Below are 11,785 nucleotides of genomic sequence, written 5' to 3'. Positions count from 1 at the left end.
GCCTAAACCAGTCCAAGCAACAGAGCGTCAGCTATGTTTGTTTGACGTGTCATGAGAAAGAAGAGATTCCTATTAACGTGGTAAGGGATTTCGATTTAATGGATGATGGAGATCCGACAATTCCTCCTATGTTTGCATGTGAAAAATGTGGGGGTAAAATGTATCCAGAGTATTATAAAGGGATACATGGCATAGAGTACAAATTATCGGATATTCTCTAACCATGAAAAGGACCGGGCTATGCCCGGTTTTTCTTATCTAAATCTTTTCTTATCAAAACTAATTTCTATATTTGTTACTTCAAAATATTCCAATTCATTAATTGCTGTTTTGGCTAAACGCTATCAAAATAACAAGCCTATCTACTTTTAATTCTATTCTATAAATTCATTAGGAAGCGCTGTTGAATTAGTAACAGCGTTTCTTTATCTTAATTGGTATTTTTCGGGTAATCCGAATATCGTGTAGGATGCCACCTCGCCCCGCGCGGCCGACAACCACGCAAATACTTAACAGCGAACCAAGAAAAAGATAACACCTACCATACTATAAATCGGATAATATTATGGAAACATATTCTTTGCTTACTTTATTAAAAGAATTAGAACGCAAAAAAAGGAAGAGTTTTTAACCTCTATTCTAGTACACTAATTGCTATAGAGGGGATGAGGTTATGAATAATAAATCTATTGGGCTATTTCAAGGAATTGCATTATATATTGCCGCTATACTAGGTTCGGGTGTCCTTTTTTTATCGGGGGTAACAGCCTCAATGGCGGGGCCTGCATCTATTGTATCTTGGCTTATTGTTATAATAATTAGCTTTCCGCTTGCTTTTTCTTTTGCAAATTTGGCAAAAAAATACCCTGATGCTGGTGGAGCGGCAACCTTTGTTAGAAAATCTTTTGGATATCATCTTGGCAATATCGTTGGCTGGTTTTATTTTGTAACAGCTGCAGTCGGTCAAACAGTTGTGTCTTTAACCGGTGCTTATTACGTCAGTCAGGCATTTGGATTTTTCGGTTTTGAAACAACTTTAATTGCAATCTTTATAATGGCAATTGCAGGTGTTTCCAATTATTATGGCGTAAACGTTAGTGGTAAAGTTGCATTAATTTTAAGTTCTTTATTACTGATACTTTTACTTGCAGCAATATTTGTGTCACTTCCGAGAATAGAATGGGGCAATTTTACTCCCTTTGTACCGAATGGGTGGTTTTCTGTTGGGAGTGCTATAACGGTTATTTTTTGGTCATTTTTCGGCTGGGAAGCGATTTGTAATTTAGCCGAGCACTTTAAAAAACCAGAAACGGATCTTGTCAAAGGAGCAGTTGTTAGTGCAATAGTTATTGGATTATTATTTTTAGCGTTAAGCCTTGTTACTATTGGAACAGCGACATATGGGATTCAAGAAAGAAATCTTTCTCCTATTGGTGTTATAATGGGGGATACAGTAGGCTTAGGTGCTAAATACGTCACGGCTATTTTAGCTTTAATTATTTGTACAGGCACATCAAATGCTTTTGTTGCCAGCCTAACACAATTAGGTTATTCATTAAGTAGGGATGGTGCTTTTCCAAAGTTTTTTTCAAGTAATCATGAAACTACTCAAATTCCAAGACGGATGGTATTATTTGTTATCTGTTTTTCGGTCGTAGGTGTTTTAGTGACGAAGGCTTTATCTTTGAATTTTGATGATATTTTGTTTATACCTACTTCCCTTGGGGTTCTAGTTTATGTTCTTTCAATGGCTGCGGGTCTTAAATTATTTAGAAAGTACACACCAGCATGGTGGGCATCGTTAACCTCTTTTATTTTATGTTTACTAATTCTTCCATTTTTTCAATTGTATATAATTGTACCTATAATTGTTGTGGTTTTATATACGATTTATATGATTTTTAGTAAGAAAACTTTCTCCTACAAGAGAGGATAAAAATTTAATGAAGGAACAAAATAACCTTTCAAAAGATATTATGTGGCAAGCTACAGTTTCATGTGATCCAGCATATGACGGGAAATTTTTTTACGCGGTAAAGACGACAGGAGTATTTTGTCGTCCTTCTTGCAAGTCTAAGGTTCCTAATTGCGAAAATGTTTCTTTTTTTCCAAATGCGAACGAAGCACAAAGTGCAGGCTATCGACCATGCAAAAGATGCCGACCCGATCTACATATAAAAACATATGACCCTTTTGAAAGCATTTTGGAAGATACTAAAAGGTTGATAAAAAATAATTATGTTCAAAATATGCCTTTACATGAAATTGCATCAAGGGTTGGGGTTAGTCGTTTTCATTTAAATCGTATATTCAAAGAAAGAACAGGGTATACACCACGTATATATTTAGAGAAGATAAGAGTAAATGAAGCAAAGGAACTTCTTTTAACGACGAACCTTAATAGTACGGAGGTTGGTTATCAAACAGGCTATCAAAGCGTCTCTAGTTTTTACAATGCATTTAAACGAAATACAGGACTAACACCGAGTCAATTCCGTGCTTACCATAACGGAAATAACGTTAATTAACCATAAACCTGACTGAAGCTTTATAATTTGGTGTAATAACAATTCATAAAAAGTAGTTAAATTAGATGGATAATCAATTTAAAAGTGGTGATAGAGTGGGATTCAAAACAAAAAAAGGTGAATTTAATAATCTTGAACAATTGGTTAGGTCATTAGATTCAATTCCTAGGAAACAATCAACCTTGTTAATTGGAATAGATGGTTGTGGGGGTTCAGGAAAAAGTACATTCGCAAATAAATTGATGGAAAAAAGTACCAATGTAACTGTTGTACATATGGATGATTTTTATTTACCATCCTCACAAATTATGAACACACATCCAGAGAAAAAGCCGATTGGTGCAGATTTTGATTGGAAACGCATATTAAGTCAGGTTCTTGAACCTATTAGTCACAACAAAGAAGGATATTATCAGCGATATGATTGGGAGACGGATGGTTTAGCAGAATGGCATACTGTCCCCATTGGGGGAATTGTCATAATAGAGGGTGTTTATTCTATTCGTAAGGAATTAGCTGAAAAATACGATTTTACTATATGGGTTGATTGCCCGCGAGAACTAAGGATTTCACGAGGCCTTCTAAGAGACGGAGAAGAGGCTCGTGCTATGTGGGAAAATAATTGGATGATTTCAGAAGACCTTTATATTGAAGAACATAAACCCTTTGAAAGAGCAAACCTCATTGTTAATGGGGCTAAATAAACTTCTTATTCTGCTAGCGAGCCGTTTAGCTTAATAGCACCAGATCAAGGAACCCATTTCTAATAAAGGATGGGTTCTTTTTTAATTCTATGTTAACATTATGTTCTAAAAATATTGAATTTAAAATTCGATAATTATAGAATATAACATAAGTATATTTAGGAAGATGGTGTTATATATGGATGTTTTAAATCTGACAAGTAGGAAGAGAGAAACTTACAAAGTTTTACTCGATTACTCTGTTTTGTGGGAATGTGCTCTGGGTATAGCTGCAATCACAAATACCCCAATAATCAATACATTAGACCAACCATTAGATTATTGGGATGATATCAAGAGTTCATTATCAAAAGAATTACTAGATCATTTAGATTATGTAGAAAGGAATAATACCTGGAAAGCATTACTGCAATTGTTACATAAGAAGAGGTTTTCTGATTTGTCGGAGTTTGAATCTTACATAATGGACGTTCCGGATAATGACCTAAAATTTATTTGTTTACCTTTTATCGGAATGGAGTTTCAAGATATTAGATATAAAGCTGCATTAGGTGAGGAATCGGCTTTAAATGAAATGAAAGTGTTAACATCCGACAATCCCTTTTATCCTCGGTATATTGAATTCATTGGAAGGTCTGATATTAAGCATCTAAAAAGACATCTTATAGGAGTAATGAATGGATGGTATAAGACTGTTATAAAGAAAGATTCATATAAATTTAACACAATTCTACGAACTGACTATGAAACGAAAAAAGAGATGCTGGAAAAATTAACTCCTGAAGAACTGGTTGAATGGGCAACTGGTGGCGTTATTTATTTGCCGGAACCAAGTGTAAACGATGTTCTTTTAATCCCTCAATACATTTATCGGCCTTGGAATATTGAAGCTGATATTGAGGGTACAAAAGTATTTTATTACCCTGTTGCAAACGAAAGTATTTCTCCTAATGATAGATACACTCCAAACAATTTTCTGGTACTTAAATATAAGGCACTAGGAGACGAGATTCGTATGAGAATTGTAAAACTGTTATATGAAGAAGACCGCACCTTACATGATATTACAAATCAATTAAACATCGGCAAGTCAACAATCCATCATCACTTGAAGATATTAAGGGCAGCTAAATTAGTGAATATTAGTGATTCTAAGTATTCACTTAAAAGGAAAGCTGTTGAAATTCTATCAAAAGAGTTAAATCTTTTTTTAAATAGGTAATAGTTATAACGGGGGATGGATATGAATAGTAACATTTTAAAGAATCGCTCATTTGTTTTCGTTTGGGTTGGAAATGGTATCTCTGAATTAGGAGGTGCTTTTGGAACATTTTGTAACTCAATTCTTATCTATCAACTTACGAATTCTACAATTGCCTTAGGAAGTATGTGGCTACTATATTTTATACCTTCACTCATTCTACAATTGTTTATAGGCCCATTTATTGACAGATGGAGTCGAAAGTGGATTATGATATTTTCTCAATGGACAAGAGGACTAATATTCCTAATACCACTAATTGCACTGATAATTGGCGAACTGGACAAGTGGCATATTTTTGCAGTTCAAATAATAGTCGGGTTAATAACTCCTGTTTATACACCGGCTAATCAAGCAATAACACCAATAATTGTGGAAAAAGATCAATTACGTGTAGCCAACGCATATATTGATGGAACGGTTAGATTAATGACGTTCATTGCTCCAATATTGGGCGGTTTCGTTGTAGAGTACTCAGGTGTAACACCTACATTAATTTTTGTTAGTGCATCACTTATCACAAGTGGAACATTATTGCTATTTATAAAAGAGACAAAAGTTCCAAATAATGTACGGAAAACGTGGATGGAACAATTCATAGAAGGTATATCCTATTTCTTCAAACAACCAATAATAGTTTGGCTAGGGGTCTTTTTAGCTTTTGTTCAGTTTGGAGTAGGAGTAACAATGGTGGTTACTCTCCCATATATAACTGAAGAATTATCTGGGAGTTTTTCCGAATATGGTTATTTTATGGCAAGTTTCCCATTGGGCTATGTAATTGGTTCAATACTAGTTGGAAAAGTTACATATAAAAGTCGCAGGGTAATAATGTTAGGGTCTTTAGTAATAGGAGGTCTAACATTTATATCATTAGGCCTTAACAATAGCATCATTTTTGCACTTTTCACTGAGGTTATTGCTGGAATAGCTATGGCATTTTTTAGTGTGCAAAATATAACTATATTTCAGCAAACTGTGCCAAACAACTTGATGGGTAAGGTTTCCTCGGTTCGTCTATTTATTATAAGAGGAGCAATGCCGTTAGGTGTATTTATAGGCAGTTTCTTAAGTGAAGTCTGGGGAATACGGCCAATGTACTTTTTGATAGGAACCATTATTTGTACAATGTCTTTATTGGGAACTTTTCTGCCGTACTTTAAGTTTATCGATTCTAATATTGGTAATAAAAAAGCATCCTAACCTTAAACCTTTTTGTTGATGTGGTTTATCTAAAATGGTCAACAAGAAAATATTTAGCATTCTGGCTAACATTATAATACGAATTGAGCAGATTAGTTGAAGAGTGATGTTTAACATGTGTTAACAATCATCAAAGAAGGCATATTAGGAAATTGGGTTGTTTATCTATAGTGAACATAGATATTCTAATAATCGAAAGATTAAGTTGTTCAAACATAGCCCTTTTGATCTTTACTTACAAGAATACTGAAGAAAATACCTCAGGATTCTTTCATTTCTTTTTGAAAGCTATTATATTGCATGTGAGCAATTTCAATAAAATCCTCAAGAGGGGATATACTTGTCTTTATGCCAAGCCATCTCTGTAAAAATTGGGTTCAACGCTAAAGGGATAGGTAATTTGAATAACGATCCACTGTTAAGTTCCTTTTCCACAACCATTCTAGGTAGAAGAGAAATGCCCAACCCTGCAATCACACATTGTTTAATTGCTTCAATACTAACAAATTCGATTACGTGGTCTGGGTATATCCCTTCTAGCTGGAATTTACTTTCAAATTGTGTTCTATAAGAACAGCCTTTTTCGGTTAATAAAATCGTTTCTTGTGCTATTGCCTTTAATGTCAGTTTTTCTTTTCTATGCAAATGATGTGTGTGTGATGCAACTAAAACTAAATCCTCTTCTAGCAAAGTTTCAGTATGAATGGTTGGCAAAACTTTTCGTGTATCGGTGATGAATGCCAAGTCTAGGATATCAGTTTGTAATAAGTTCTTTGCGATTTCGCTCGTATGGACAGGTTTAAATACTAGTTCGACTTGAGGATGCAATTGTTTAAACTTCTGTAGTATTACTGGTAGTCGGTACGTACATTGACTCTCTTGTGCACCAATTGTCAAGATTGGTTTTAGTTTATTTTCTCCTGTTACTGCATGGCGCATTTCTTTATCAAGCTTGATCATTTTTTCAGCATAATTTTTTAATTTCATACCAGATTCTGTAAGGAAGATCCGTTTCCCTAGTCGTTCAAATAGAGGTGTTCCTAACTCTTCTGTAAACGAGCACATTATATCGGATTCCAATTTTCAAATTCGTTCGGCTAAAAATCTGATATAATGTGCTATTCTTTCCACTATATTTCAGAATGTGCAAAATTTCATTCATATTAATCCAGCTTCAAATCTCTAAAAGAAAAACCCCTAATAAGGGGTATCAACTGGTAGGCAATCTTCAATATTTGAATTGCCGATAAGTTCCATTGGTATTGTTCTCTATATAGCAAATCATTAGGAAGTCCAATTTGATTTTGCAGATAAAGATAATTGGGTTCAGCAAATTCAACCATAGCCTGTCTGTTAAAATATTCAATAAGTTCCTTGGTCGAAAGCGTATTAGAACGAAAAACAATCGTAGAATTTAGCTTTTTAATGATAGTGCCATTTATCTCCTGTGTTATCCTTTTTATTTCCTTTGTTGAGGGAAGAGTCTTGAATGTAACGTTTACTTCTTTCTTAATATAATGACTCTCAGTTTTTTCATTGTGTTTAATTAGAAAAACGGAAGGATCATTTTTTAATTGATTCTTGACGGTTTGACCCATGGAAAGGCTGTTTATTTGAAGAACATTTTTTTCGTATTCAACATTTTGGACATTGGTTATAGGGGGATTAAATTTGTTTTTGACAGCAACTGTTTTATTTTCGGGATTCTCTTTGTTTCTTGTATTTGGTACTATGAATAATAACCCTATGGATAGAAGAATAAGTACGGAAACAGTAACCAATAAGGACTTTCGTAATTTTGTCATGAGACACCTCTATAAATTTGTTATTAGAAAATGCTGCAATATAAGTATTAAATTTCTTATTAACATCCTTGAATCTTGATACATAAAGAACACCGTTTGAGAACAAACGGTGTATAAACTTATTCATCAATAGTATCTGGATCTGTTGCGTCTTCAGGATCTTCAATTGATTCTTCTGTATCAGGGGTGACATTATGTTCATCAATAGTATCTGGATCTGTTGCATCGATCGGATCTTCAATTGGTTCTTCTGTATCAGGGGTGACATTATGTTGATCAATAGTATCTGAATCTGTTGCGTCGATAGGATCTTCAATTGGTTCCTCTGTCCCTGGAGTTACATCCTCCGGTGGTGGATTATTATCGTCATCTCCATTATTACACCCTAATAACAAGAAAATTGAAAGAAAAACCGTTGATAAAAGTTTCATCCACTTAAGATTCATCTTACCGCCGCCCTTTCGATTGTTGTAAATTCTAAATTATTTTCTAGGTTGGTTAACAACTAACCAACCTTTTGTCTCGCATAACTATTGTTGTTTTACCTTGAGTTTATTCTTCTTGAAACACGTGTTCTTTTATTGTATTACATTACCTCTATATGGATCTTGACTTTGCATGTAGTTAGAAAATTGCTGAACCGATTGTTGAATAGTTTGTGGAGTTTCTTTTTCCAAACCGTACCATCCGTTTTTAAACATTAAGTTATATAGATTGCGGTGACAGTCTTCTGTTTCTTGGGAAACAGACGCTATTGTACGATACAACGATTCATGGCTAGCTTCTTTTAATGCAGTCGAGTATGAGGAAGATATATATTTTTCCGTAGTTAAGGCATCGTTTAGAAAATCTCTATCGTTCATTTGCGGCGTCTTAGGGACTGGTGTTTCAGGATTTTTAATCCTATTTGGAGTATTATTTTCCACTATAGTTTCCTCCTTATTGATTCATATTTTGTGAAGGTTGAGTTACATACTGTTGCATCTGTTGAAGCAGCTGTTGATAGTGTCGATCATGCATTTGTCCAGCTTGTTCAAGTGCTGCTCTTACTTCGGGATTTTGACATTGTTGAGCGAAAAAATGCATTTTCTTCATCGCAAGTAAATTCCAGCTTAACATATCGTTTACATAGAGATGATCCTTTGTTGACATTATTTCAGGCGGTTGTGTCATTAAAGCTTGTGCTTGTTGATTATTCATACCCGTCTGCATTTGTTGCATGATGTTTCCTCCTTGTTAACAATGTTGTAATCACTTTAGGTAGATTGCCACACAGCGGTCAAAAATATGCAGGTGTTTTAGACTAGTTTTAAAGACCCCCCCACCTCTAGATAGCATTAAATACTCCCCACCTACACGTAGGTGGGGAGTATTTGTGGCTAAACTAAATATTAATTTATCCTATTCCAGACCCTGTTTAAATCTAAGGGGACATAGACTTTGTCACCATGAATTTCCTTATGTATGATAGGATTGGTAAAACTTTGATCTAAATAATTTTCAATTATTTTCTTATGTCTAGCTCGTGGTTTTGTTCCTAAAATATTTTCAGTATAGTCCTTGTACATTACTAATGTATACCTCGCTTTTTTCACCATTTTCTTGTTTATTGAAAAAATATTAATGAGACAAACAAATTGTAAAATGCTCCATTGACAAGTCCTTCACTGTGTTTGAAAAGGAATTCCCTGCAATGTAACAATTTCCAAGACACATAGTAACTACGAATAAATTTTCTGTATTTTAATCCGTTTATTAATAACTTAATTGTCCATTTTCACTATCCTCCTCTCATCGCTTTTTCTTACATGTGTATCTTTTCCAAAAGCAGTGGAAAATTACATATCTAAATTTTTAAATATTTAAAGTCTGATAAAATTCAATGAATAAAAATCTTTTTATACTGCAATCTAATAAAAGTCAAAATAAAATATAGGAGGTGTTATTCATGACAGTCATCAGTGACGTTAAAACAGCTTTAGCCGGATTAAAAAGCGCTCAAGCTAGCTTTGAAACATTTGCTCTTAGTACAGATAATGAACAAGCAAAGCAACTTTATCAAGATGCTGCTACCCAAACCCAATCTGTTATTGATAATGTTGAACCACGTGTTCAACAAATCGAACAAGAAGAACCTCAATACAAACAACAATAATGAGTATGGCGAAAAGGTTGGTTGAGAGGCCAACCTTTTTTTAGCATCCCAATACTGGTAATACATGGAGGTGATTTCATGAAAGTGAAAATGTTATTTTTCATTTTAATCCTTATCGGAATGGGTTCAGGGTGTAACGGAAACGATAATCAGGTAGGTGAGAAAAATCATTCGAGTATTTCACAAATACATACAAGTAAACCAATTGAACAATCTGTTTCTAATCATGCTAAAGAAAAGATTATTACCAAGGAAGAAATTTCGGATGTAAAGGCAGTAAATACAAATAAGGAGCTTTTAGTAGCGGTAAAAGTCGAAAATTTCAACCGTTTCCGTTTAAAAAATATCGAGAAGTCAGTAAAATCTGACTTGGAAGGAATGTATCCAGATTATAAAGTATTTGTGTCTAGTGATAAAAAAATGTTCTGGGAGCTTGAAAAAATCGAACAAAAGTTACAACAACATGATACGAATAAGAAGAACCTGAAAAAGGATTTGAACAAACTGAAAAGTCTTATGAAAGAACAAACCTAAGAGGAAGGGTAGAGTTATGTCTAACAATCAAAAGAAAAAACTCACTCCTGTACAACAGGAATACCAAAAGTTGCAAAAACAACGAGAAATCAAAAGACCTGTTGTTCAAAATTGCATAAAGGCCTTTTTAACCGGTGGCCTTATTTGTCTGATTGGTCAGTTTATTACAGACTTTTACATTTATTATTTTGATTTTACTGAGCAAACGGCAGGAAATCCGACGGTAGGTACGTTGATTTTTATTACGATGCTTCTCACTGGTTTTGGTGTATATGATCGAATGGCCCAATTCGGAGGTGCTGGAACAGCTGTACCCGTAACAGGATTTGGAAATGCGGTGATATCACCTGCCATTGAGCACCGATCAGAAGGATTTGTTCTAGGCGTAGGCGGTAATATATTTAAATTGGCGGGGGCGGTAATTTTATTTGGTGTTTTTTCTGCTTTTGTCATTGCGCTCATTAAAACCATTTTAATCAAGTGGGGTGGTTTATAATGCTTACGGGTTATCGGACTTGGATCTTCGAACAAAAGCCTGTCATTATCTCCACTGGAACCGTTGGTGGACCATTTGAAGCCAATGGTGCTATCCCAGATGATTTCGATACTCTTCATGCTGATTTATGGCTTGGGCAGGATTCCTATGAGAAAGCACATAAAATCCTTTTTGAAGAGGCTTGCCAAAAAGCCATGGAAAAAGGGGGCATACAAAAGGATCAAGTTCAATTTATCCTAGCTGGGGACTTAATCAATCAAATCACCCCAACAAGTTTCGCTAGCAGAACGATTGGAGCGCCTTATTTTGGCTTATTCGGTGCTTGCTCTACCTCGATGGAAGGACTGGCTCTAGGTGCTTATATTGTAAATACAAAAGGAGCGAAATATTTGTTAACAGGAGCTTCCAGTCATGATACAGCTGTTGAAAAACAATTTCGGTATCCAACTGAGTATGGTGGACAAAAGCCACCTACGGCACAATGGACGGTTACTGGTGCAGGCGCAGCCCTATTAAGTGATTCTGGGGAAGGACCTCATGTCACATCTGCCACAATTGGTCGTGTAATCGATATGGGATTGACAGATCCATTTAACATGGGAGGAGCTATGGCGCCAGCTGCGGTTGATACCATTGAAGCCCATTTAAAGGAACGAAATGTTGAGCCATCTTATTACGATTTAATTGTAACCGGTGACCTTGGGCAAATCGGACAGGAAGTGTCCATGGATCTATTTAAAAAGCATGGAACTCCTATTAGTGAAGAACAATACCAAGATTGTGGCCTTATGATTTATCGGGAAGGACAACCCGTTCTTGCAGGGGCAAGCGGTGCAGGCTGTTCAGCAACGGTAGTTTATGGGCATTTATTAAACCGGATGAAAAAAGGTGAATTTAAAAGAATGTTAGTCGTTGCAACAGGTGCTTTATTATCTCCTCTTTCTTTTCAGCAAAATGAAACGATTCCTTGTATTGCACATGCGGTATCGATTGAATATGGAGGTGAACAATAAGATGACCTATTTTTGGGCATTTACAGTAGGTGGTTTGATTTGTGTGATTGGACAGATAATGTTTGATGTTTTCAAACTTACACCGG

16 protein-coding genes are annotated in these 11,785 nt (G+C 35.1%); 11 read left to right on the top strand and 5 right to left on the bottom strand.

Going from position 1 to position 11,785, the window contains the following annotated elements; all coding sequences use genetic code 11:
• The 6 genes from E1I69_RS24870 to E1I69_RS22595 all read left to right on the top strand — a co-directional run.
• Positions 1-221, top strand: a 221-nt coding sequence (locus tag E1I69_RS24870) for a hypothetical protein (protein ID WP_207308602.1), incomplete at its 5' end; no start/stop codon positions are given.
• 452 nt (positions 222-673) lie between these two features.
• Positions 674-1,936 carry an APC family permease gene (locus E1I69_RS22615; RefSeq protein ID WP_136381781.1) on the top strand — a complete coding sequence of 421 codons (1,263 nt, stop codon included), beginning with the start codon at positions 674-676 and terminating at the stop codon, positions 1,934-1,936.
• 7 nt (positions 1,937-1,943) lie between these two features.
• Complete coding sequence (locus E1I69_RS22610; RefSeq protein WP_136381780.1) at positions 1,944-2,528, top strand: bifunctional transcriptional activator/DNA repair enzyme AdaA; 585 nt, start codon at positions 1,944-1,946, stop codon at positions 2,526-2,528.
• A 65-nt stretch (positions 2,529-2,593) separates the two neighbouring features.
• Positions 2,594-3,232, top strand: coding sequence for a uridine kinase family protein (locus tag E1I69_RS22605; protein ID WP_136381779.1), 639 nt, complete (start codon positions 2,594-2,596; stop codon positions 3,230-3,232).
• A 178-nt stretch (positions 3,233-3,410) separates the two neighbouring features.
• On the top strand, positions 3,411-4,454 hold the full coding sequence (locus E1I69_RS22600) for an ArsR/SmtB family transcription factor (RefSeq protein WP_121449331.1): 1,044 nt from the start codon (positions 3,411-3,413) through the stop codon (positions 4,452-4,454).
• Positions 4,455-4,475: 21 nt separating this feature from the next.
• Positions 4,476-5,696, top strand: coding sequence for an MFS transporter (locus E1I69_RS22595; protein ID WP_136381778.1), 1,221 nt, complete (start codon positions 4,476-4,478; stop codon positions 5,694-5,696).
• Positions 5,697-6,020: 324 nt separating this feature from the next.
• Here the strand turns inward: E1I69_RS22595 and E1I69_RS22590 are convergent, their stop codons facing one another.
• From E1I69_RS22590 to E1I69_RS22570, 5 genes are all read right to left on the bottom strand, one after another.
• The gene (locus tag E1I69_RS22590) at positions 6,021-6,761 is read right to left on the bottom strand and encodes a LysR family transcriptional regulator (RefSeq protein WP_136381777.1); all 741 of its coding nucleotides are present in this window, start codon (positions 6,759-6,761) and stop codon (positions 6,021-6,023) included.
• A 98-nt stretch (positions 6,762-6,859) separates the two neighbouring features.
• Positions 6,860-7,501 carry a S8 family serine peptidase gene (locus tag E1I69_RS22585; protein ID WP_121449328.1) on the bottom strand — a complete coding sequence of 214 codons (642 nt, stop codon included), beginning with the start codon at positions 7,499-7,501 and terminating at the stop codon, positions 6,860-6,862.
• A 119-nt stretch (positions 7,502-7,620) separates the two neighbouring features.
• Entirely contained in the window at positions 7,621-7,947 is a 327-nt protein-coding gene (locus E1I69_RS22580; protein WP_009336493.1) for a hypothetical protein, read from the bottom strand.
• Between the two features lie 132 nt (positions 7,948-8,079).
• The gene (locus E1I69_RS22575; RefSeq protein ID WP_174752363.1) at positions 8,080-8,427 is read right to left on the bottom strand and encodes a spore coat protein; all 348 of its coding nucleotides are present in this window, start codon (positions 8,425-8,427) and stop codon (positions 8,080-8,082) included.
• 13 nt (positions 8,428-8,440) lie between these two features.
• Positions 8,441-8,713 (bottom strand): hypothetical protein, encoded by a 273-nt coding sequence (locus tag E1I69_RS22570; protein WP_034298115.1) that lies wholly within the window; start codon positions 8,711-8,713, stop codon positions 8,441-8,443.
• 736 nt (positions 8,714-9,449) lie between these two features.
• Between E1I69_RS22570 and E1I69_RS22560 the strand changes: the two genes are divergently transcribed.
• The 5 genes from E1I69_RS22560 to E1I69_RS22540 all read left to right on the top strand — a co-directional run.
• On the top strand, positions 9,450-9,656 hold the full coding sequence (locus E1I69_RS22560) for a DUF1657 domain-containing protein (protein WP_066229922.1): 207 nt from the start codon (positions 9,450-9,452) through the stop codon (positions 9,654-9,656).
• Between the two features lie 78 nt (positions 9,657-9,734).
• Entirely contained in the window at positions 9,735-10,190 is a 456-nt protein-coding gene (locus E1I69_RS22555) for a YhcN/YlaJ family sporulation lipoprotein (RefSeq protein WP_116354733.1), read from the top strand.
• Positions 10,191-10,206: 16 nt separating this feature from the next.
• Positions 10,207-10,686 (top strand): stage V sporulation protein AC, encoded by a 480-nt coding sequence (gene spoVAC, locus E1I69_RS22550; protein WP_116354732.1) that lies wholly within the window; start codon positions 10,207-10,209, stop codon positions 10,684-10,686.
• Positions 10,686-11,699, top strand: a complete 1,014-nt coding sequence (spoVAD, locus tag E1I69_RS22545; RefSeq protein WP_136381775.1) for a stage V sporulation protein AD — start codon at positions 10,686-10,688, stop codon at positions 11,697-11,699. The genes spoVAC and spoVAD overlap by 1 nt, the downstream gene beginning before the upstream one ends.
• Before the next feature lies 1 nt (position 11,700).
• On the top strand, positions 11,701-11,785 hold an 85-nt coding region (locus E1I69_RS22540), incomplete at its 3' end, for a SpoVA/SpoVAEb family sporulation membrane protein (protein ID WP_136381782.1).

It is taken from the genome of Bacillus timonensis (assembly GCF_004799755.1).
Lineage (GTDB): Bacteria > Bacillota > Bacilli > Bacillales > Bacillaceae_L > Ferdinandcohnia > Ferdinandcohnia timonensis_A.
The sequence above is the reverse complement of the archived record's forward strand: the minus strand, read 5'-3'. Positions and strand labels throughout refer to the sequence as shown.

Excerpts from the sequence above, each read along its gene's own strand:
- E1I69_RS22615 (WP_136381781.1), top strand. The coding sequence starts at position 674 with ATGAATAATAAATCTATTGGGCTATTTCAAGGAATTGCATTATATATT.
- E1I69_RS22610 (WP_136381780.1), top strand. The coding sequence starts at position 1,944 with ATGAAGGAACAAAATAACCTTTCAAAAGATATTATGTGGCAAGCTACA.
- E1I69_RS22605 (WP_136381779.1), top strand. The coding sequence starts at position 2,594 with ATGGATAATCAATTTAAAAGTGGTGATAGAGTGGGATTCAAAACAAAA.
- E1I69_RS22600 (WP_121449331.1), top strand. The coding sequence starts at position 3,411 with ATGGATGTTTTAAATCTGACAAGTAGGAAGAGAGAAACTTACAAAGTT.
- E1I69_RS22595 (WP_136381778.1), top strand. The coding sequence starts at position 4,476 with ATGAATAGTAACATTTTAAAGAATCGCTCATTTGTTTTCGTTTGGGTT.
- E1I69_RS22590 (WP_136381777.1), bottom strand. The coding sequence starts at position 6,761 with ATGTGCTCGTTTACAGAAGAGTTAGGAACACCTCTATTTGAACGACTA.
- E1I69_RS22585 (WP_121449328.1), bottom strand. The coding sequence starts at position 7,501 with ATGACAAAATTACGAAAGTCCTTATTGGTTACTGTTTCCGTACTTATT.
- E1I69_RS22580 (WP_009336493.1), bottom strand. The coding sequence starts at position 7,947 with ATGAATCTTAAGTGGATGAAACTTTTATCAACGGTTTTTCTTTCAATT.
- E1I69_RS22570 (WP_034298115.1), bottom strand. The coding sequence starts at position 8,713 with ATGCAGACGGGTATGAATAATCAACAAGCACAAGCTTTAATGACACAA.
- E1I69_RS22560 (WP_066229922.1), top strand. The coding sequence starts at position 9,450 with ATGACAGTCATCAGTGACGTTAAAACAGCTTTAGCCGGATTAAAAAGC.
- E1I69_RS22555 (WP_116354733.1), top strand. The coding sequence starts at position 9,735 with ATGAAAGTGAAAATGTTATTTTTCATTTTAATCCTTATCGGAATGGGT.
- spoVAC (WP_116354732.1), top strand. The coding sequence starts at position 10,207 with ATGTCTAACAATCAAAAGAAAAAACTCACTCCTGTACAACAGGAATAC.
- spoVAD (WP_136381775.1), top strand. The coding sequence starts at position 10,686 with ATGCTTACGGGTTATCGGACTTGGATCTTCGAACAAAAGCCTGTCATT.